This window comes from Nocardiopsis potens DSM 45234 (assembly GCF_000341105.1).
Taxonomy (GTDB): Bacteria; Actinomycetota; Actinomycetes; order Streptosporangiales; family Streptosporangiaceae; genus Nocardiopsis_A; species Nocardiopsis_A potens.
Map to the genome: position 1 here is coordinate 1 of NZ_ANBB01000077.1, position 19,232 is coordinate 19,232.

A 19,232-nucleotide genomic window follows, 5' to 3' on the forward strand; every position below is an offset into this window, starting at 1 on the left:
GCCGAGGTAGGCCTCGGCGTCGCGCTTGAGCTTCTGCAGCACGAACGCGCTGATCTGCTGCGGGTTGAAGGTCTTGCCGTCGATCTCGGTGGACCAGTCGGTGCCGATGTGGCGCTTGACCGAGCGGATGGTCCGGTCGACGTTGGTCACCGCCTGCCGCTTGGCGACCTCGCCCACCAGCACCTCGCCGTTCTTGGCGAAGGCGACGACGGACGGCGTGGTCCGCGCGCCTTCGGCATTGGCGATGACCGTGGGCTCTCCGCCCTCCAGCACCGAGACGACCGAGTTCGTCGTTCCCAGGTCGATGCCGACCGCACGTGCCATGAGTACGTCCTCCATCAAGGTTGAGTGCTTCGGGCGTAAGTTTGCTTCGTCCGCAGCGGGCTGTCAAATGACTTGAGTCGACCCGACTCAATGTCGGTGTCATGAGCTTCAACGCGGTGGAGGGGGAGGATGTTCCCGAGGGGGCGAACTTTTCCAGGATGATTGGGCGAACCCGGCCGAACCTCTGACCCGGGGGTTCGAGAGGATCGCCGGACAGGGCGGCGGGCGCGCCCCGGTGCGTGCCGCGGCGCACGGGGCGGGCCGGGGGCCCGGCGTGGTATTACCCGCTAGTAACATGCTTGGGGGATCCGGTGTGTGGCGCACCGGACCCGACGAAACTGCAGGATGGGAGGCCGCGGGCGATGCTGTACATCGTTCTGGGGGTCATCACGACCCTCTTCGCCGTGGTCGGGCTCGGGATGTTCGCCGTCGGCGTCAGCCGGATGGTGCGCATCGTGGGCGTCGGCCGCCCGGTGGAGAAAGAGCGCAAGGGCCCCTTCGGGCGGCGTTTGACGAACACGCTGATCGAGACGCTCGGGCACACGCGCATGCTCAAGTGGCGCTGGATCGGCGTCGCGCACTGGTTCGTCATGGTGTCGTTCCCGCTGCTGGCGTTCACCGTCGCGGAGGCGCACGGCGAGGTGTGGGACCCGCACTTCCACCTGCCGATCATCCACGACTGGACGATCTACGGCCTGGCCATCGAGGCCATCGCCGCGCTCAGCCTGATCGCGCTGGTCGGACTGGCCGTCTACCGCCAGGTCAAGAACCCGAAGCGGCTGGGGCGCGCCTCCCGGTTCGCCAACTCCCGGTCCTGGCAGGCCTACTACGTCGAGGCCTACATCTTCCTGCTGCTGGTCTCGATCTTCCTGATCCGCGGGATCAAGGTCGCCATGGACGACTTCGCGTTCCCGGTGTGGGCCACCCCGGTCTCGCACGCGGTGGGCGCGGTCATGCCGGCCAGCGAGCCGCTGCTGGCCGTAGTCGCGGCCTTCAAGCTGATCATCTCCTGGCTGTTCTTCATGGCCCTGGCGGTCTTCCTGACCATGGGCGTGGGCTGGCACCGGTTCACCGCCCCGGTCAACATCTACTTCAAGCGGAACACCGACGGCTCCCCCGCGCTCGGCCCGGCCAAGCCGATGATGGACGCCAAGGGCGAGAAGCCGCTCGACTTCGAGGAGGCCGACCCGGACGAGGACCCGTTCGGCGTCGGCAAGATCGAGGACTTCACCTGGAAGGGCCTGCTCGACTTCACCACCTGCACCGAGTGCGGCCGGTGCCAGTCGCAGTGCCCGGCGTGGAACACCGGCAAGCCTCTCTCGCCCAAGAAGCTGGTCATGGACCTGCGGGAGCACGCCTACGAGAAGGCCCCGTACCTGCTCCAGGGCATCACCGAGGAGACCCTGGCGGAGAAGCAGGACGAGTCGCACGCCGGCGTCGACGTGCTGGCCCTGCTGCAGAAGCCGCTGGTGGGCACCGAGGAGGAGGGCGGGGTCATCGACCCCGACGTGCTCTGGTCCTGCACCAACTGCGGCGCCTGCGTCGAGCAGTGCCCGGTGGACATCGAGCACATCGACCACATCCTGGACATGCGCCGCTACCAGGTGATGATCGAGTCGAGCTTCCCCTCCGAGGCCAACACCCTGCTGAAGAACCTCGAGAACAAGGGCAACCCCTGGGGCATGGCCGAGGACAAGCGCCTCGACTGGGTCTCCGAGGTCGACTTCGAGGTCCCGGTGGTGGAGGACAAGCTCCCCGAGGGCACCGAGTACCTGTTCTGGGTGGGTTGCGCCGGCGCCCTGGAGGACAGGGCGAAGAAGACCACCAAGGCCATCGCGGAGCTGCTGCACATGGCCGGCGTCAAGTTCGCCGTGCTGGGCGGCATGGAGGCCTGCACCGGCGACCCGGCCCGCCGGCTGGGCATGGAGTACGTCTTCCAGATGCTCGCGCAGCAGAACGTGGAGACGCTCAACGAGATCGGCGCGACCAAGATCGTGGCCAGCTGCCCGCACTGCTTCAACACGCTCGGCAACGAGTACCCGCAGCTGGGCGGCGAGTACGAGGTGGTCCACCACAGCCAGCTGCTGTCCAAGCTGGTGGAGGACGGCCGGCTCACCCCGGTGCAGCCGATCGACGAGAAGATCACCTACCACGACCCCTGCTTCCTGGGCCGGCACAACAAGGTCTACACCCCGCCGCGCGACATCATGGCGCAGGTCCCCGGGGTGAAGACCCAGGAGATGCACCGGCACAAGGAGCGCGGCTTCTGCTGCGGCGCCGGCGGCGCGCGGATGTGGATGGAGGAGCGGATCGGCAAGCGCATCAACACCGAGCGGGTGGACGAGGCGCTGACCACCGACCCCGACACCGTCTCCACGGCCTGCCCGTTCTGCCAGGTCATGCTCGGTGACGCGATCAACGAGAAGAAGTCCAAGGGCGAGGCGAAGGAGACCCTGGAGGTCGTCGACGTCTCCCAGCTGCTGCTCCGCTCGATCAAGGGCGACGCCCCGAAGGGGGAGGAGCAGGAGAAGGAGAACGCCTAGCGCGTTCGGCCGCCGGGGGACCGGCGCGGAACGGGGAGGGCGCGCCGCGGGCGCGCCCTCCCCGTCGCCTTTCCCCGGCCGGCGGCCCGCCCGGGCACGGCGGTCGGGGCGGCGGAGCGCTCCGAGGGCCCCGGCCGCCGCGGAGTCGGCCGCGCGAGGGGCCGGAGCGGCCCCGGGCTAGCGCCTGCGCCTGCCGCGGGCGGTGCGCCGGCGCGGCCGGCCGGCGTGCGGGCCGGGGCCATCGAGCCGGTCGTGCCGCTCGCGGCGCTCGTGCCGGGAGACGCCCAGGACGCGGTCGAGCTCGGCGGTGCTCAGCGAGTGGTCCACCCCGGCGACCGCGATCAGCACGTCGGCGTAGAGCTCGATCTCCTCCATCGCCTCGTGGTCGTGCAGGCGCGCGTCGATGTCGGGTTCCAATCGCGCGCACCTCCGTCGAGCCGGCCGGGGGCGCCGAGAGGAGGCGCCGGACCGGCCACCGGGCGGGGAGACCCGGATGTCGACTCAGGTTACGCCCGGGTAGCGTCGGTGAACATGACCCGTTAGGACCATTCGGATCCGCTCCGGGTAGTCAACAGGGACCGGGCGCTCAGCGCTCTTCGCGCCAGGTCACCGACCGGTGCAGCGCCGCGTAGCCCGCGTACTTCTCCGGCGTTTCGGCGAACAGCGCGCGGTCGGTGTCGGTCAGCTCGCGGACCACCCGGCCGGGCACCCCGGCCCAGAGCGTCCCCGGCGGCACCGTCTTCCCCGGCGGCACCAGCGCCCCCGCGGCGACCAGCGCGCCCCGGCCGACCCGGGCGCCGCCCAGCACCCGTGCGCCGATGCCGATCAGCGCGCCCTCCTCGACCACCGCGCCGTGCACCATCGCCTGGTGGCCCAGGCTGACCCGGTCCTCCAGCACCGCCGGCTCCCCCGGGTCGGAGTGGAGCCCGCACTGGTCCTGCACGTTGCACCGCTCGCCGACGACGATGTCCTCGGTGTCGGCGCGGAGCACCGAGCCGTACCAGACGCTGCTGCCCGCGCCGATCCTGACCCGGCCGACCACCACCGCGCCCGGGGCGATCCACGCCTCCGGGTGGATCTCCGGGGTGCCGAACGGGGCGTCGCCCACCAGGGGACCCGTCATCTCTGCCGCTCCTCGTGCTCGCTGTCCGGACACGGCCGCGCCCGCCTCGCGGCGGATGCGGCCATGGTGGCGGGGGGAGGCTTCCGTGGCGGAAGGAATACCCTCCGAGTGCCCCGCGCACCGCCGATCCCGCATACCTTAGTAATCGGCCGGGCGGTGGGAAGGCGAGCAGGCGGCCTTCCGGCCCTGCGCGGCCGCGCCTCGCGTACGACCCGGGTCCGCCCGCCCCGCGTCCCCGATGATTCCGATTCGTGAGACTTGAGAGTCGCTGATGCGTATTCGGGATGTTATGGGAATGATGGGCGGAGGGAACGGATCACCTTCCCCGACATGCCGCCAACCCGGTTGATTAGGACATGAACGAGCAGAACTCAGAGATCGTGTCGAACCTCCTCCGCGAGGAGGCGTTCCCGAGCGTCCGCAAGGGCTACGACAAGCGCCAGGTCGACGACTTCATCGTGCGCAACCACAACCACATCCGCGACCTCCAGGAGCGGCTGGCCCGCGCGCACGACGAGCTGGAGCAGCTCCGCCGCGAGCTCGCCGAGGCCCGCGAGAAGGCCGCGACCAAGCCCGAGCACGAGCAGATCAGCGAGCGCATGGCCACCATCCTCCGGATAGCGGAGGAGGAGGCCAAGGAGAAGCGCTCCAAGGTCGACAACGACGTGGAGGCCATCCGGGCCAAGGCCGAGGAGGAGGCCGCCAAGGCCCGCAAGGACGCCGAGGAGCACGCCGAGCGCGTGCTCTCCAGCGCCCGCTCCGAGGCCAACGACCTGGTCGCCACCGCCAAGCAGGAGTCCGAGCAGCTGCGCGGCCAGGCCGAGAAGGAGGCCGAGCGGCGGATCGACGAGGCGGAGGCCCGCGCCACCAAGATCCACGAGACCGCCGACCGCCGCCTGGCCACGCTGACCGCCACGCACAACGAGGCGGTGCGCCGCCTCGGCGACATGCACCAGACCCTCGCCGAGCTGCTCCAGGCGGAGACGGACTCCGGTCCGCTGGAGGCGGGCCTGTCCCGGGAGGAGACCACCACCCCGGGCGGCAAGCCGCAGATCAAGCCGGCCGCCGCGCCGGGCACGGGCCCGCAGGAGCCGGCCAAGGCCCAGGGGACCGGGCCGCAGGCCCCCGCCAAGGCGCAGGGGCAGGGCACGGGGCCGCAGGCTCCGGCGAAGGCCCAGGGCACCGGCCCGCAGGCTCCCGCCAAGGTGCAGGGGCAGGGCACGGGGCCGCAGGCTCCGGCGAAGGCCCAGGGGACCGGGCCGCAGGAGCCCGCCAAGGCCCGGCCGGCCGCCGCGCCGGGCACGGGCCCGCAGGAACCGGCCAAGGCCCAGGGCACCGGCCCGCAGGCCCGGCCGGCGCAGCCGGCCAAGCCCGCGCAGCCCGCCCAGCCGGCTCAGGCCGCGCAGCCGGCCAAGCCCGCCCAGCCCGCGCAGCCGGCCAAGCCCGCCCAGGCGGAGCCGGCCCCGGACGAGGCCACCATCCGGATCAACCCGCAGAGCGTGCAGAAGCCGGCGGAGCAGGAGAACTCCGCCGCCGCGATGCCGCAGCCGCAGCCGCAGGGCGCCCGCTACACCATTCCGGCTCCGCCGGAAGCGGCTGCGCAGCAGGCCCCGAAGCCGGCCCAGCAGCAGCCCGCGGGCGACCCGGGGGCCACCTCCGTGCACCAGCGCCCCGCGGCTCCGCAGAAGCCGCAGGCGCACGAGCAGACCGAGGGCGTCCGCATCATCAAGCCCTGAGGGGCGGACGGCCGCGACCGCGGCGACCCGGGGGCATGTCGGACGCCGGGGCCGGGACGAGCGCGTCCCGGCCCCGGCGGCCCCCCGGACCGGGGCGCCCCGGTCCGTGTCCCGACTTATAGGCCTGCGTCGGCCATGTCACGCCCGGTCGGCTACGATTCCGGAAGCCATGATTATCCGCGCGGCCATTAGGTCTGACCTCGGTGCCATCCTGCGCCTCCTGCGTGAACTCGGCGACGGGGCGCCGGAGCAGAGCGGCACCGTCCGCATGTCCTCGGCCGCGGTGCGCGCCTGGACCCGGATCGAGGCCGATCCGGACCGCTCCGTGCTGGTCGCCGAGCGGCGCGGGCAGATCATCGGCACCCTGGACCTGCTGGTCGTCGCCAACCTGACGCACGACGCCCAGCCCTGGTGCGTGGTGGACAACCTGGTGGTCGACCCCGCCTCGCGGCGCAAGGGCGTCGGCCGGGCGCTGATGGAGGACGCGGTGGACCGCGCCTCCCGGGCCGGCTGCTACAAGATCGAGCTGGTCTCGCACGAGAGCGCGCACGCCGCCCCCGAGTTCTACCGGTCCGTCGGCTTCGAGGGATCCGGCGAGGTCGTCCGCCGCTACCTATGAGCGCCGGCCTCGAACAGGTCATCGTCCTGTCCGACTCGTCCCCGCCCCTGCCCGAGTCGAGGCATCGGCCCAATACCCACCCGGGTCGGGCGCGCTCACCTCGTCGAGACGTCATCGCGGCGGTACCACGACGGTGGTGGGCGCGGGGCCGGGGACCAGGGGAAGAGAAACGGTCCTGGGCTCAACGCGGCCGGCCCTGCGCCGGGGTCAGCGCCCGGAGCGGAGCGGGACCTGCTTGAAGAACAGCACCAGCACGAACCCGACCACCGCGATCGGCACGCCCAGCTGGAACACGGTGTGCATCGAGTTGTTGAACGCGGTCACCACCGCGTCCTGGGCGGCGGCGGGCAGCGCGTGGATCGCGTCGGGGGAGCCCAGCGCCGACTCGGAGACGCTCGGCGCCTCGGGGACCGGGCGCCCGGCGGCCGCGGCCTGCTCGGCCCGCTGCGCCGCCTGCTCGGCCAGCCGCCCCAGCTCGGAGTGGAGCCGGTTGGTCATCACCGCGCCGAACGCGGCCACCCCCACCGCGCCGCCGAGGTTGCGGAAGAAGGAGACCGCCGAGGTCGCGGCGGCCATGTCCGCGCGGGCCAGCGCGTTCTGCGTGGCCAGGATGAGGATCTGCATGGACAGCCCCAGGCCGAGCCCGATCAGCAGCACGCCGAGGCCGACCATGGACAGGGCGGAGTCGACCTGGAGCCGGGAGAGCACCAGGTATCCGGCGACCACCAGCACCATCCCGGCGACCGGGTAGGCCTTCCACTTGCCGGTCCGGCTGACCAGCATCCCGGAGCTGATCGAGGCGGCCAGCATGCCGAGCACCATCGGCAGCGTCATCAGGCCCGAGGCGGTCGGGCTCATGCCCTTGACGATCTGCAGGTACTGCGGGAAGTAGATCATCACGCCGAACATCGCCATGCCGACCGCGGCCGAGGCGGCCGAGGCGACCAGGAAGGTCCGGTTGCGGAACAGCCGGGGCGGCAGGATCGGGTCGGAGGCGCGGCGCTCGGCGGCCACCGCCAGCGCGGTGAGCAGCACCGCGGCCGCGACGAACAGGTAGGTGGGCGCCGAGTTCCAGGCGAACTCCTTGCCGCCCAGGCTGAGCACCAGCATCACCGCGCTGGCCGCGCCGACGATGCAGGTCGCGCCCCACCAGTCCACCCGGGCCCCGCCGCGCGGCCGGGTCGGCAGGTGCAGCAGCCGCTGGATGGTGATGAACGCGGCCACCGCGACCGGGACGGTGATGAAGAAGCACCAGCGCCAGCCGAGCGGGCTGTCCACCAGGAACCCGCCGAGCAGCGGGCCGGCCACCGTGGAGACGCCGAAGACCGCGCCGAGGAAGCCGGAGTAGCGGCCGCGCTCCCGGGGCTCGACCACGTCGCCCAGGATCACCTGGGGGAGCGTCGCCAGGCCGCCGGCGCCGATGCCCTGCACGAAGCGGGCGGCGATCAGCCAGGTCATGTCCTGGGCGAAGCCGGCCGCCACCGAGGAGCCGATGAAGATCACCAGGGCGGTCTGGAACAGCAGCTTGCGGCCCCAGATGTCGGACAGCTTGCCCCACAGCGGGGTGGAGGCGGTCATCGTCAGCAGGGTCGCGCTGGCCACCCAGGAGAGCTTGTCCTGGCCGCCCAGCTCGCCGACGATCGTGGGCAGCGCGGTGCCCACGATCGAGGTGGTCAGCATCGAGGTGAGCATCGCCAGCATCAGCCCGGCGAGGATCTCGATGACCTGGCGCTTGGAGTAGTTCGGCGCGGGCGGCTCGGCCGGGGCTCCCGACGGGCGGGGCCCCTGTTCCGCCCGGCCCGCGGCCACCTGTTCTGTCACGTGCGTCCCCCTCGACACGGATGGTTGGAAAACGGCTCTGCGGACACGGCCCCGGGCGGTCGCTCGTCCCCGGGCACACTGAAGGGCCGCCGGAAAGCGGTCGGGTGAAACGGGGTGAGAAGGGGCGATTGTCCCTCTCCGGTATAAGTAAACGCTGTTGACTTGTCAAGTCCGCGCGTTATGGATCGGTTGCCCCGGCGTGGTTCCATGGGGGTGACCAGGGCGGCCCGGCCGGCGCGGCCGCACCGCCGGAGCAGAGGGAGCGTGCGATGGACCAGGCGGACGCCGGGGAGAGGTGCCCCGGGCGGCCGCGCGACCGGGAGGCCACCCGCAAGCGCATTCTGGACAGCGCTCGGGAGCTGTTCACCAGCGAGGGCTACGCGCAGGTCTCCTCACGCCGGATCGCCGCGCACGCCGGGGTCAACGTCGCCCTGATCAACCGCTACTTCGGGGCCAAGCGCGGGCTGCTCGCCGAGGTCATCGCCGAGGAGGCGGCCTTCCCCGGGATCATCGAGGGCGACCGCGCCGGGCTGCCCCGCAGGCTCGCCGAGCACGTGGTCAACCGGGTCCTGGCCGGCGGCACCCCGCTCTCCCGCGCGCTGGAGCACTCCGCCGGCGACCCCGACCTGGTCTCGGTCCACCAGGAGCGGCTGCGCAACGCGATCATCGGGCCGCTGGCCGAGGCGCTCGGCGGCCCGGACGCCCGGGCGCGCGCCTCGCTGGCGGCGTCGCTGCTGCTCGGCGTCGGACTGGTGCGCCGGATCGAAGGGGCCGGCTCGCTCGCCGAGCACGACGCCGAGCGGCTGATCCGCCGGCTGGCCCGGATCATCGAGGTCTGCCTGGAGGAGGACCCGGGGGCGGGCGCGGCCTGAGGCGGCGCCGCCGGGCCCCCGGGGCCGCGGAAACCTTCCGATCCTCGCCGGAACGGGGACCGGGCGCCAGGCCGTGCCGTACTCCTTGACCCTTCCTTTCCGTTCTTCTTTCCAAGAATCGAAAAGACACGCCCTGCGTTAGTGCTTTTCCGAAATCGGGTTCGCGCTGTGTTTCGCTGTGGAGCCAAGCGGGCCGGTCCGCATTGGGCGGGCCGTCTCGCCGGTATTCAGGAGGAGAAATGCAGTCGATCGCCGAAGAAGCGGGCATCAAGTGGAGAAATCCGGACAAGGGCATCCGGTGGAAAGGGAAACCCGGGGTGCCCGTGCGCACCTGCATCGTGTTATCCGCGGTGCTGGCGCTGTGCGCCGCGGAGGGGGTCGCCGCCCCGGAGGCCTCGGCCTCGGCGGTGGCGGAGAAGGCCGCCGAGTACGCCCTCGACCAGGTCGGGAAGCCCTACCGGTACGGCGGTCGCGGGCCGGACGGCTTCGACTGCTCCGGCCTGGTGCAGTGGTCCTTCGAGAAGGCCGGCCGGTCCGTCGGGCGCACCACCCACGACCAGTACCGGAAGGGGAGCGGGGTGAAGCGGAGCCGGCTGCGAAAAGGCGACATGGTCTTCTTCTATTCGGGGCCGTCGCATGTCGGCATCGCTCTCGGCGACGGGCGAATGGTGCACGCGCCCAGCTCCGGAAAGAAAATTCAGGTGGTTCGGATGGCCGATTACTTCGACGCTCACTTCACCGGCGCCAGGCGGATCTCATGAGCTCCGACCCGCGTTCGGAGGCGGAAATAGGGCCTGTCCGAAACCGGGGCCGCGGCGGAATCGCCCTCCCCGCCGACCCCCGGGCGCGGTGCACCGGCACCGGCCCCGAAACGGCCGCGGTCTGAAAACCGCCGCCCGGCCCGGGGTCCACCCCCGCGGACGCCCCGGGCGGGCGGCGGCCCACGGAAGCAGTCTCCGCGGCGAAGCTGAGAACTCGGTGAGAGAAACCGCCGCGGCGACGTCCTCCATCGGCTACGCCGACCTGGAGGTGGACGCCGGCGGCGGCCGGGCCTGGCGCGGCGGCCGGCTGATCGAGCTCACCCGCACCGAGTTCGCCCTGCTGGAGGTGCTGGCCCGGAACGCCGGGCGGGTGGTGCCCCGGTCCGCCATCGCCGACCACGTGTGGGGCTACGACTTCGGCCCCGGCTCCAACTCCATCGAGGTCTACATCGGCTACCTCCGCCGCAAGCTGGAGGCGGGCGGCGAGCCCCGGCTGGTGCACACCGTCCGCGGCGTCGGCTACGTGCTGGAGGAGCGCACCGCGGAGCAGGGGCGGGGCGGTGGCTGAGGGACGGGAGCCGGAGCCGGCCGGGCGGGCGTTCTGGCGGCGGTGGCCGCTGCGGGTCCGGCTGGCCGCGGCGACCGCGGGCGCGGTGGCCGCGGCGGTGGTCGCCGGAACGGCGGTGGGCTACCTGATCGTCCGGGACCAGCTCTACGACTCGCTCGACCTGAGCCTGCGCCGCGAGGCGACCCGGGTGGAGCGGCAGATCGGCAAGGCCGACTGGATCGGCTCCGCCGAATGCCTCTACCTGACCGCGCCCAGCTGCGTGCAGATCATCGGCGCCGACGGAGAGGTCGACCCGGAGCCCGGCCCGGACACGCCGTGGGTGCCGCAGCGCGCCTTCGCGGCGGCCCGCGGCGAGTCCGGCCCGTTCTACACCGCCTCCGGGATCGGCGACGTCCCGATCCGCGGCTACGTCGCCCCGCTCGACGGGGGCGGGGCGGTGCAGGTGTCGGTCCGGGCCGACCAGGTGGAGCGCTCGGTGGCCGACGTGGGGGTCCGGCTGGCGGCGGCGGGCGCCGGCGGGGCGGCGCTGGCCGGGCTGCTCGGCTACGCGGTGGCCCGCGCCGGGCTGCGGCCGGTGGAGCGGCTCACCCGCACCGCCGAGACGATCGCCGCCACCCGCGACCCCCGGCACCGGATCGGCCTGCCCGGCCGGGACGAGCTCTCCCGGCTGGCGCAGAGCTTCGACACGATGCTCGCCGAACTGGAGGCCTCGGCGGAGGCGCAGCGCCGGCTGGTCGCCGACGCCTCGCATGAGCTGCGCACCCCGCTGACCGGGCTGCGCGCCAACATCGACCTGCTCGCCCGCGACCTGCCGCCGGAGCGCCGCGCCCGGCTGGTGCAGACCCTGCGCGGCCAGACCGCGTCGATGACCGGGCTGGTCAACGACCTGATCGAGCTGGCCCGCGGGGAGAGCCCGGACCGCCCGGCCGAGTCGGTCCGGCTGGACGAGCTGGTCCGGCACTGCGCCGGGGAGCAGCACCGGAACCGCCCCGGGGCCGATTTCGAGCTCCGGCTGGAGCCGGCCGTGGTGGAGGCGGTGCCGGAGCGGCTGGCCCGGGCCGTCACCAACCTGCTGGACAACGCGGCCAAGTTCGGCGCCGGCGCCGGACCGATCGAGGTCCGGCTGCGCGGCCCCGTCCCGGCCGGACCGACGGCCGCTCCGGAAGCCCCGAACGCCGCGGACGCCCCGACCCCCGCCCCGGGCGGACCGGACGCGCCGACCGGATCGGCCGGACCGGCCGGACCGACCGGACCGGAGGCGCGGACCGGACCGGCCGGCGCCGAGCTGACCGTCCGGGACCGCGGCCCCGGCATCCCCGAAGAGGACCTGCCGCACGTGTTCGACCGGTTCTACCGCTCGCCGTCGGCCCGCTCGCTGCCCGGGTCGGGGCTGGGGCTGGCCATCGTCGCCCAGGTCGCCGAGGCCTGCGGCGCGTCGGTGCGGGCCGAGCGCCCGGAGGGCGGCGGCACCCTGGTCCGGCTCTCCTTCCCGGAGGAGGGCGGCGCCGGCCGGCCGGGCCCCTGACCGGTCCCGGGCAGAGGACCGCCGCCCCGCAGGACGGAGACGGGGCGGCGGAGCGGGCGGGAGGTCAGCCGAGGACGACGGCCCCGGCGAAGACCGGGGTGCCGAAGGAGGCCGACCCGGTCCCGGTGGCGATGGCCCTGGCCCCCTGGCAGCTGGTCCCGGAGTACAGGGCGAACCGGGTGCCGGCGTCGGCCTCCAGCGAGACGACCCCGCCCTGCCCGGCGTCGAGCATCCGGCAGCCGCCCTCCTCCAGTTCCTGCCGGTGGCCGCTCTCGAAGACGACGGCCACGGTCCGGGTGGGGCCGTCGCCGGTGTTCCTGCCGATCCGCGCGCCGGCGAGGCTGGCGGACATGGTCGCGAGGTGCTCAGGGCGGATGGGCACGGTGGGAGTCCTCTGGTCGCGGGGACGATAATCACTCAATGTCATTATTGACACCGGACTGTGATCGGCGCGCTCAGGTAGAGGCGTGTCGCCGGATCCACCTGCACGGACTCTCCTCCACCGGGCTCCGGCCCGGCCCCGGCGCACCGCCCTCGACCGAGCCGGCGGTCCGCTCCCGTCCGGGTTCCGGGGCCGGTGTGCACCCGGGGCGTGCGGTGCAGGGGCGGGTGCGGCCCGGCTCCCGGTTCCGGGCGGCCCGATGGGGGAGGGCCTTCCGTCCCCAGCGGAGGGCGGCCCGGTCCGGGGATCGGCGGGGGCGGTCCTCCGGCCCCGGGATCCGGGGTGCCGCCCCCGGCGGGAACTTCTGCGGCCGGTTCCGCGTCGGAGGATGCGGGGCCGCGGAGTGCGGCTCCGGTCGGGGACGGAAGAGAGGGGACGCGATGGCACTGCTGCACGCGCTCCTCTACACGCTGCTCCCCGCCCTGCTCGGCACCGACTCCGCTCCGGAGCTGTTCACCGGCACCGCGCCCGCGCTCGGCGGGGTCGCGCTGCTGGCGGTGGTCGCGGTCGGCGCCGCCCTGGCCTGGGCCGCGGTGCGCGGTATCGCGACCTGGCCCCCGCTGGACGGGGCCGGATCCCTCGGCGACGCCCTGCGGCGGCGCGCCGAGCGCACCCCGGTCGCCCCCGCGATCGCGCCCGACACACCGGGCAAACCCCGGCCCCGAGCGCCCGGCGCCGCCCCGGCGGCCGCCTGACCGCGCGCTCCGGTCCTCTTCTCCTTCGCGCCTCCGCGCCCACCGGTGCGGTCCGGCGGCCTCTTCAGGTCCGACCCGTGTCCGACCCGTCCGAAGGGGCTCCACCGACCATGTACAGCTTCGGCCCGATCGCGGCCGCCATCGCTCTGGCATCGACCGTCGTCACCGCGCTGACCGGCGCACTCACCCCGATCTTCGGCGGCGCCGCGGCGGCCGCCGCCGTCGTCGCGCTCACCGTCCTGGTCCGGCTGGCGCTGCTGCCGCTCAGCCGGGCCGCGGTCCGCGGCGAGAAGCAGCGGGCCCGGCTCGCGCCGCGCATCCGGGAGCTGCACGCGAAGCACGGGAAGAACCCGCGGCGGCTCGCCGAGGAGCAGCAGCGGCTGTTCCAGCGGGAGGGCACCTCGCCGCTGGCCGGCTGCCTGCCGATGCTCGCCCAGACCCCGGTGTTCATCGTGCTCTACGGGCTGTTCGCCGGCTTCGGGGCGGGCGGCGCGGAGAGCGGGCTGCTCGGCCACGAGCTGGGCGGCGCCCCGCTCGGTTCGACCCTGTCCGACGCGCTCTCCACCGGGCCGGTCGCGGTCGCCGTGTTCGCGGTGCTGATGCTGGTCGCGGCCGGTGCCGCGTGGGCGACCCGGCGCTTCCTCACCCTGCCCGCGATGCGGGAGAACGCGGCCGCCGCGGAGGCGGCCGGCGGGGCGGCCCCCGCCCTGCCGGGGGCGGGCCTGATCGGCTACCTGCCGTTCATGACCGTCGCGGCGGTGGCGTTCGTCCCGCTGGCCGCCGGGCTCTATCTGGCGGTGAGCGGCACCTGGACGGTGGCCGAGCGGCTGGTGCTGCGCCGCGTGGTCGAGGTCTGAGCGGCCGCCGGACGTCCGGCCGCGCGCCCGCGCCCCGCGCCCCTACCGCGCCCCGGCGGGAATCGGCCGCCGTGCTGCGGTGCGGCCCAGCCCCGGCGACCGGCCTGGGCGGGGCCGCACCGGCGGTCTACTTCAGTTCGACGTTGGCGCAGGCCAGGCGGTCGCCGGCCATGCCGGCCTCGCCCTCGGCGGTCTTGGTGTGCTCGGCGTGGATGACCAGGGAGCGCATCTCCTCCGGGCGCGGGGACCAGTCGACGTCGGTGTCGGAGTCGCCGTCGCCCCGGGAGTCGGTGCGCAGGTCGAGCCAGACCTCGTTGTCGTCGTTGGCGTACCGCGGGTCGGTGGAGGGCTGCTCGGGGTCCTTGCGGTCCTGGTAGTGCGGCCCGGAGTCGTCCGGCTCGGCGCCGCACGGCTCCGTGTGCATGTGCGCGCCGAAGTCGTGGTCGCCCTGGAGGCCGGACACCTCCAGGGCGAACTCGGTGCCCGGCTCCTCCTCGCCGTCCTCGTCACCGGAGGCGATGGTGAGTTCGACGCGGGAGCCCTCGGGGACCATCTCCTCGTCGTAGGTGACCGCGGCCGCGCCCTCGGAGTAGGGCTCGAAGACCTCCGAGACCTGGGCGATGGTGCGCTCGCCGCCCCCGCCGTCCTCCCCGCCGCCTCCGTCGGCGGCACCGGGGTCGGTCGGCGAGGGCACCCCGGGTTCGCCCCCGCCGGTGTCCTCGTCGTCGGTTCCGCCGCAGCCTGCGGCCAGCAGCAGCGGCAGGGCCAGTGCGGCGAGTGTTCGCTTCAGGGTCACGGTGGATCACTCCCGGGTCGGCGGAGCGGCGGTCGGATCCAACGCTACCCAAAGTGAGCGGGCGAATGCGTCAGGTGCGCGCCCCGGGGGCGGCCGGATCCGGGGCGGCGGCGGGAGGGCCGAAGGGGGTCCGGAAGGTGAACGCCTCGGCGGTGGGGCCCTGTGCGCGGAGCAGCTCCATCCGCTCGCCCGCCTCGCCGAGGGTGGGGACGGTGCCGGCGGGGATCCACCACATCACCAGCCGCACCCCGTCCAGGTGGTCGAACCACTCCCGGCGGCGGCGCAGCAGGTCCAGGTGGTCGGTGCGGTAGCTGAAGTCCCACAGCGACTCCAGGTCCCGCCAGACCGAGAAGTTGATCAGCAGGTCGGGGCCGAAGGGGCGGGTGAGCGTGGCGTCGTCGCGCCCCTCGTCGGTGTAGCGCCACACGAAGCCGGGGCTCGCGTCGGCCAGTGCGTTGATCGGGGCGAAGGCCGCGGTGAACTCGGCCATGGCCGGGTCGTCCAGTGGTGCCTTGAGGAGTCCGAGATTGATCTGGGCGAGGTGGAAGGCGCTCATGGCGCCCAAGCAGAGCACGCCCCCGGCTTCTATGTCAATCCTCATTGTTTTTAGAGTCGGCGGCGGAATCCGGGACGATCTCGACGCAGCACCCCTCCCCGGAGCGCGGGGCCATCCGCGCGGTGAACCCGGTGCCGTACCCCGCCACCAGGGCCCGCAGCAGCTCCAGGTTCATCCCGCAGGCCAGCGGCGGGTGGGCGGCGGCCAGCGAGTGGAACGGGCAGTTGCGCAGCCGGAGCGCCCCCCGGCCGCCCTCCGCCGCGGGCTCGTAGCCGCACCCGCGCAGCACCTCGGCCAGCTCCTCGCGGGTCCGCGGCGCATCGGCGCCCCGCTCCGCGGCCCGGCGCGCCCCCTCCTCCCGGGCCGCGGCGTACAGCGCCTCCTCCGCCCCGGACCGCTCCACCGCCTCCGCCAGCAGGTGCGCCGCCGACGCGTAGTCGCGCGGCGGCAGGTGCAGGCCGAACTCCCGGTCGGCCCGCCGGTACAGCTTGGCCGGGCGGCCCGACCCCGGCCCCTCGCGCCCGGAGACCTTGCGCAGCTCCACGGCGAGCAGCCCGGCCTCGGCCAGCCGGTCCAGATGGAACGCGGCCAGGGTGCGCCGGATGCCCAGGGCGTCGGCGGCCTCGGCCCGGCCGGCCTCGCCCTGCTCGGTGACGTAGCGGTAGAGCCGCCGCCGGGTCGGGTCGGCCAGCAGCCCGGCGGCGTCGATCACGGAATCGTCGGTCATCGGCCCATTCTCCGCCGCACGGCGTCGTCGGCGATCGCCCGGCCCGCCTCGGCGTGCATGTGGTGCACCTCGTCCACGCCGCGCCGGCGCAGCTCGTCCAGCTCCTCGGCGTGCGCGACCACGCCCGCCACCACCGCCCGGTGGCCGACCCGGCGCAGGCCGTCCAGAGCGGCGATGTTGCCCCGCCCGCTCGGCATGGCCAGCACGATCAGCTCCACCTCGGTGGAGAGCTCCAACCGGGCCCAGAAGTCCGGGTCGGCGGCGTCCCCCTCCACCACCCGGTACCCCCGCGCGTCCAGCCGCCGCACCGCGGCCGGGTCGTGCTCCACGCCCACCGTGGGCAGGCCGTGCGCGTCCCGCAGCCGCTCGTAGGCGCCGCAGCCCACCCGGCCCATGCCCAGCACCACGGCCCGGGCGCCGGCGATGTCGATCGGGCGGTCGCCGGGCAGTGGAACGGCGCGCTCCCACCGCTGCAGCCAGGGGGCGAGCCGGTGGTACACCGCCTCGCCGCGCGCGTTCAGCGGGGCCGCGGCGATGAAGCTCAGCGCCACGGCCAGGGCCAGCACCGCCAGCCACTCCTCGGGCAGCCAGCCCCGGGCCACCGCGCCCGCACCCACGATCAGCCCGAACTCGGAGAAGTTGCCCAGTGCCGCCCCGGCCAGCAGCGCGGTGCGCCCGCGCAGCCGGAAGGCCAGGAACAGCGCGGTGAACAGGGCGCCCTTCAGCGGTGCCAGCAGCAGCAGGGCCAGCGCCGGCCCGAGCGAGTCCGGCTCCGGCATCGCGGTCAGGCCGATGGAGAGGAAGAACCCGACCAGGAAGAGGTCTTTGAGCCCGAAGACCGCCTTGGCCAGCGGCACCGAGTTGGCCGCCGGGGCGAGCAGCGCCCCCAGCACCAGCGCGCCCAGGTCGCCCTTGATCCCGGCCAGGGCGAACAGCGCGTACCCGGGCACCAGGGCGGCGAACACCCCGAACAGCACCTGCATCTCGCCGTGGCCGATCCGGTCCAGCAGGCGGCGGAGCAGCGGCGCCAGCGGCACGAGCAGCAGCAGCGCCGGCGCCCACACCTCCGGCCGCCCGGTGCCCGCGGCGGTGATGAACACGACGGCGAAGACGTCCTGCACCACCAGCACGCCGATGGCCAGCCGGCCGTAGAGCGACCTGGCCTCGCTCCGCTCGTCCAGCACCTTCACCGCGAAGACGGTGCTGGAGAAGGAGAGCGCGAAGCCGAGCAGCAGCGGGGCCGCCCACCCGGTCCCGTGCAGCAGCACCAGCCCGGCCGCCTTCAACCCGGTGAGCAGCAGGACCAGCAGCGGCATGCTGAGCAGCAGGTGCGCCGCGGCCGTCCCGCACACCTCGCGGCGGAGCAGCGCGCGCACGTCCAGCTTCAGCCCGATGCTGAACAGCAGCAGGGCGACGCCGAGGTCGGCGACGGCCTCCAGGGCGGGGGTGGGCTCATGGCCCAGCGCGTTGAGCACGAAGCCCGCGACGAGGAAGCCCACCAGCGGGGGCAGGCGGAGCGCGAGGGCGGCGAGGCCGCCCGCGAACGCGGCGATGATGAACGCGGGTTCCATATCTCTCAGGTTCCGCCCTGACACCCCTGTTCGCCCAGGTGGCGCGGCCGGTTCCGCCGGGTCGCCGCGGACCCGCGCGGCCCCGCCGCCCCGGGCGCGTACGATCGGTTCCGGATATGAGGACGATCAGCCGCGACGGCGAGCACGAGCTCGAGATCAAGAAGTCCCGGTTCATCTGCGCCATGGCCCGGGTGGGGGACGAGGAGCAGGCCCGCGCGTTCATCGCGGAGCGGCGCCGGCTGCACTGGAGCGCCGCGCACAACTGCACCGCCTACGTGCTCGGCCCCGACGGGGGCGTGCAGCGCTCCAGCGACGACGGGGAGCCGTCCGGTACTGCCGGGGTGCCCATGCTGGAGGTGCTGCGGCACCGGGGGATCACCGACGCCGTCGCCGTGGTCACCCGCTACTTCGGCGGGATCAAGCTGGGCGCGGGCGGGCTGATCCGCGCCTACGGCGGGGCCGTCTCCGCGGCCGTGGACGAACTGGGCGTGCTGGAGCGGCGCCGGCTGCTCGTGGTCGCGGTGATGGCCGACTACCTGCAGGCCGGCCGGCTCGAAAGCGACCTGAGGTCCTCGCCCTACACGGTGCGCTCGGTGGAGTACGGCGCCGACGTCCGGATCGACGTCGCCCTGCCGGAGGACGGGCTGGCCGGCTTCGAGGCCTGGCTGGCCGAAGCGACCGCCGGTCAGGCGGTCAGCGAGGTCGTCGGCACCGCCGAGGTCGAAGTGGAGCCTGATCCCGGCGCCTGACCCCGGTGCCTGACGTCGGCGCCTCGCGGGACGGGGTTCAAGCGGGCGGCGAGGGCGGGAGGGGGACCGGCCGGTCGGTCGGGCGCGGCGCCTCGCGGGGCGGGGGTTCAGACGGGCGGCGACGGCAGCGGCAGGGGCGGGGCCGGGCGCTCCGGCCGGGCGCGGCGTCTCGCGGAGTGCAGGTTCAAGCGGGCGGCGAGGGCGGGAGGGGGACCGGCCGGTCGGTCGGGCGTGGCGCCTCGCGGGGCGAAGGTCAAGACGGGCGGCGACGGCAGGGGCGGGGCCGGGCGCCCCGGCCGGTCCCGCACGCGCCCACCAGGGGGCCGTATCCCCCTATGCCCGGTTTGCAGCAGGGATCAGGCGGGGGCGGGGGCGCCCTGCGCACCTCCACGGCAGGCCCGATGACATCTACCAGCGAGTAGTAAGCCCCCAGGGCCCGCCGCCCCCTCGCTGGTCACCCAGAGTGGCCAAGGCAGGGCCTGGCGGGGGGACGAATGCAACATTCCGCCCCCGCCCCTCCTCTTCCCGGGTTCCGGCCCCTGCCTCCCGGCCTTCCGGGCGGCACGAACCCCCGATCACCGGCCCGATCAGGGTGATTCGAGCCCCTCGGGGGCCGATCCGGGCCGGGATGCGCGCCCAGGAATCACCGGGGTGCTCTCGCGGTGCGCACGGCGCCCCACACCGCCATCACCCTGCGTATTCACCCAGGTCAGAGAGGGGTAGCGGTTTCGGAGGCGGCGGCCACGACGCCCGGGCGACACGGGCACGGCGAACCCGCCACACCGGACCACCCCGACCGCCCCACCCCGCTCTGCCGCACCCGATCGACCAGCCGGTCCCCACCGCCACCCTCGCTGCCAGCCTGAACCCTCGCCCCGTGGGGCTCCGCGCCCGGGCGACCGCCTGCGCCCCGCCCCTACCGCTGCCGTCGCCGCCGGTCTGAACCT

At 74.1% G+C, this 19,232-nt stretch carries 19 protein-coding genes; 10 read left to right on the plus strand and 9 right to left on the minus strand.

Annotated elements, in window-relative coordinates; all coding sequences use genetic code 11:
* The coding region (locus D459_RS33075) for an Hsp70 family protein (RefSeq protein WP_152523134.1) at positions 1-324 on the minus strand (324 nt) is incomplete at its 3' end.
* A 362-nt stretch (positions 325-686) separates the two neighbouring features.
* Here D459_RS33075 and D459_RS0127550 point away from each other — a divergent pair.
* Entirely contained in the window at positions 687-2,867 is a 2,181-nt protein-coding gene (locus tag D459_RS0127550) for a (Fe-S)-binding protein (RefSeq protein WP_017596218.1), read from the plus strand.
* A 177-nt stretch (positions 2,868-3,044) separates the two neighbouring features.
* Here D459_RS0127550 and D459_RS0127555 read toward each other — a convergent pair whose 3' ends face one another.
* Complete coding sequence (locus tag D459_RS0127555) at positions 3,045-3,284, minus strand: hypothetical protein (protein ID WP_017596219.1); 240 nt, start codon at positions 3,282-3,284, stop codon at positions 3,045-3,047.
* A 169-nt stretch (positions 3,285-3,453) separates the two neighbouring features.
* Entirely contained in the window at positions 3,454-3,990 is a 537-nt protein-coding gene (locus D459_RS0127560; protein ID WP_017596220.1) for a gamma carbonic anhydrase family protein, read from the minus strand.
* A gap of 356 nt (positions 3,991-4,346) precedes the next feature.
* Between D459_RS0127560 and D459_RS0127565 the strand changes: the two genes are divergently transcribed.
* Entirely contained in the window at positions 4,347-5,726 is a 1,380-nt protein-coding gene (locus D459_RS0127565; RefSeq protein ID WP_017596221.1) for a hypothetical protein, read from the plus strand.
* A gap of 169 nt (positions 5,727-5,895) precedes the next feature.
* Positions 5,896-6,345, plus strand: coding sequence for a GNAT family N-acetyltransferase (locus tag D459_RS0127570; protein ID WP_026120816.1), 450 nt, complete (start codon positions 5,896-5,898; stop codon positions 6,343-6,345).
* A gap of 207 nt (positions 6,346-6,552) precedes the next feature.
* On the opposite strand, the gene D459_RS0127575 is transcribed toward D459_RS0127570, so the two are convergent.
* On the minus strand, positions 6,553-8,166 hold the full coding sequence (locus D459_RS0127575; RefSeq protein WP_275041869.1) for an MDR family MFS transporter: 1,614 nt from the start codon (positions 8,164-8,166) through the stop codon (positions 6,553-6,555).
* Positions 8,167-8,435: 269 nt separating this feature from the next.
* Between D459_RS0127575 and D459_RS0127580 the strand changes: the two genes are divergently transcribed.
* The 4 genes from D459_RS0127580 to D459_RS0127590 all read left to right on the plus strand — a co-directional run bounded on the left by D459_RS0127580 (position 8,436) and on the right by D459_RS0127590 (position 11,892).
* The gene (locus D459_RS0127580; protein WP_017596224.1) at positions 8,436-9,038 is read left to right on the plus strand and encodes a TetR/AcrR family transcriptional regulator; all 603 of its coding nucleotides are present in this window, start codon (positions 8,436-8,438) and stop codon (positions 9,036-9,038) included.
* 239 nt (positions 9,039-9,277) lie between these two features.
* Complete coding sequence (locus D459_RS33080) at positions 9,278-9,799, plus strand: C40 family peptidase (protein WP_017596225.1); 522 nt, start codon at positions 9,278-9,280, stop codon at positions 9,797-9,799.
* A gap of 217 nt (positions 9,800-10,016) precedes the next feature.
* Entirely contained in the window at positions 10,017-10,367 is a 351-nt protein-coding gene (locus D459_RS33085; RefSeq protein ID WP_017596226.1) for a winged helix-turn-helix domain-containing protein, read from the plus strand.
* A complete protein-coding gene (locus D459_RS0127590; protein ID WP_017596227.1) occupies positions 10,360-11,892 on the plus strand; it encodes a sensor histidine kinase in 1,533 nt (510 codons plus the stop codon). The genes D459_RS33085 and D459_RS0127590 overlap by 8 nt, the downstream gene beginning before the upstream one ends.
* Before the next feature lie 64 nt (positions 11,893-11,956).
* Here D459_RS0127590 and D459_RS0127595 read toward each other — a convergent pair whose 3' ends face one another.
* A complete protein-coding gene (locus D459_RS0127595) occupies positions 11,957-12,274 on the minus strand; it encodes a hypothetical protein (protein WP_017596228.1) in 318 nt (105 codons plus the stop codon).
* Between the two features lie 440 nt (positions 12,275-12,714).
* Here D459_RS0127595 and D459_RS0127600 point away from each other — a divergent pair, with 440 nt between their 5' ends.
* Together D459_RS0127600 and D459_RS0127605 are read left to right on the plus strand one after the other, a co-directional pair.
* A complete protein-coding gene (locus tag D459_RS0127600) occupies positions 12,715-13,029 on the plus strand; it encodes a DUF6412 domain-containing protein (RefSeq protein WP_017596229.1) in 315 nt (104 codons plus the stop codon).
* Positions 13,030-13,139: 110 nt separating this feature from the next.
* Complete coding sequence (locus D459_RS0127605; RefSeq protein ID WP_017596230.1) at positions 13,140-13,886, plus strand: YidC/Oxa1 family membrane protein insertase; 747 nt, start codon at positions 13,140-13,142, stop codon at positions 13,884-13,886.
* 127 nt (positions 13,887-14,013) lie between these two features.
* On the opposite strand, the gene D459_RS0127610 is transcribed toward D459_RS0127605, so the two are convergent.
* From D459_RS0127610 to D459_RS0127625, 4 genes are all read right to left on the minus strand, one after another.
* Positions 14,014-14,682 (minus strand): superoxide dismutase family protein, encoded by a 669-nt coding sequence (locus D459_RS0127610; RefSeq protein WP_017596231.1) that lies wholly within the window; start codon positions 14,680-14,682, stop codon positions 14,014-14,016.
* A 70-nt stretch (positions 14,683-14,752) separates the two neighbouring features.
* Positions 14,753-15,238 (minus strand): DUF3291 domain-containing protein, encoded by a 486-nt coding sequence (locus tag D459_RS0127615; protein ID WP_040711403.1) that lies wholly within the window; start codon positions 15,236-15,238, stop codon positions 14,753-14,755.
* A gap of 34 nt (positions 15,239-15,272) precedes the next feature.
* Positions 15,273-15,965, minus strand: a complete 693-nt coding sequence (locus D459_RS0127620; protein WP_017596233.1) for a helix-turn-helix transcriptional regulator — start codon at positions 15,963-15,965, stop codon at positions 15,273-15,275.
* Positions 15,962-17,536 (minus strand): cation:proton antiporter family protein, encoded by a 1,575-nt coding sequence (locus D459_RS0127625; protein ID WP_017596234.1) that lies wholly within the window; start codon positions 17,534-17,536, stop codon positions 15,962-15,964. Before D459_RS0127625 ends, D459_RS0127620 begins: the two co-directional genes overlap by 4 nt.
* A gap of 116 nt (positions 17,537-17,652) precedes the next feature.
* Here D459_RS0127625 and D459_RS0127630 point away from each other — a divergent pair, with 116 nt between their 5' ends.
* Positions 17,653-18,285, plus strand: a complete 633-nt coding sequence (locus D459_RS0127630) for a YigZ family protein (protein WP_017596235.1) — start codon at positions 17,653-17,655, stop codon at positions 18,283-18,285.
* The last annotated feature ends 947 nt before the right edge of the window (positions 18,286-19,232 follow it).

What these genes read in the sequence shown, in the direction of transcription:
- D459_RS0127550 (WP_017596218.1), top strand. Translation starts at nt 687, where the DNA reads ATGCTGTACATCGTTCTGGGGGTCATCACGACCCTCTTCGCCGTGGTC.
- D459_RS0127560 (WP_017596220.1), bottom strand. Translation starts at nt 3,990, where the DNA reads ATGACGGGTCCCCTGGTGGGCGACGCCCCGTTCGGCACCCCGGAGATC.
- D459_RS0127565 (WP_017596221.1), top strand. Translation starts at nt 4,347, where the DNA reads ATGAACGAGCAGAACTCAGAGATCGTGTCGAACCTCCTCCGCGAGGAG.
- D459_RS0127570 (WP_026120816.1), top strand. Translation starts at nt 5,896, where the DNA reads ATGATTATCCGCGCGGCCATTAGGTCTGACCTCGGTGCCATCCTGCGC.
- D459_RS0127580 (WP_017596224.1), top strand. Translation starts at nt 8,436, where the DNA reads ATGGACCAGGCGGACGCCGGGGAGAGGTGCCCCGGGCGGCCGCGCGAC.
- D459_RS33080 (WP_017596225.1), top strand. Translation starts at nt 9,278, where the DNA reads ATGCAGTCGATCGCCGAAGAAGCGGGCATCAAGTGGAGAAATCCGGAC.
- D459_RS0127600 (WP_017596229.1), top strand. Translation starts at nt 12,715, where the DNA reads ATGGCACTGCTGCACGCGCTCCTCTACACGCTGCTCCCCGCCCTGCTC.
- D459_RS0127605 (WP_017596230.1), top strand. Translation starts at nt 13,140, where the DNA reads ATGTACAGCTTCGGCCCGATCGCGGCCGCCATCGCTCTGGCATCGACC.
- D459_RS0127615 (WP_040711403.1), bottom strand. Translation starts at nt 15,238, where the DNA reads ATGAGCGCCTTCCACCTCGCCCAGATCAATCTCGGACTCCTCAAGGCA.
- D459_RS0127620 (WP_017596233.1), bottom strand. Translation starts at nt 15,965, where the DNA reads ATGACCGACGATTCCGTGATCGACGCCGCCGGGCTGCTGGCCGACCCG.
- D459_RS0127625 (WP_017596234.1), bottom strand. Translation starts at nt 17,536, where the DNA reads ATGGAACCCGCGTTCATCATCGCCGCGTTCGCGGGCGGCCTCGCCGCC.
- D459_RS0127630 (WP_017596235.1), top strand. Translation starts at nt 17,653, where the DNA reads ATGAGGACGATCAGCCGCGACGGCGAGCACGAGCTCGAGATCAAGAAG.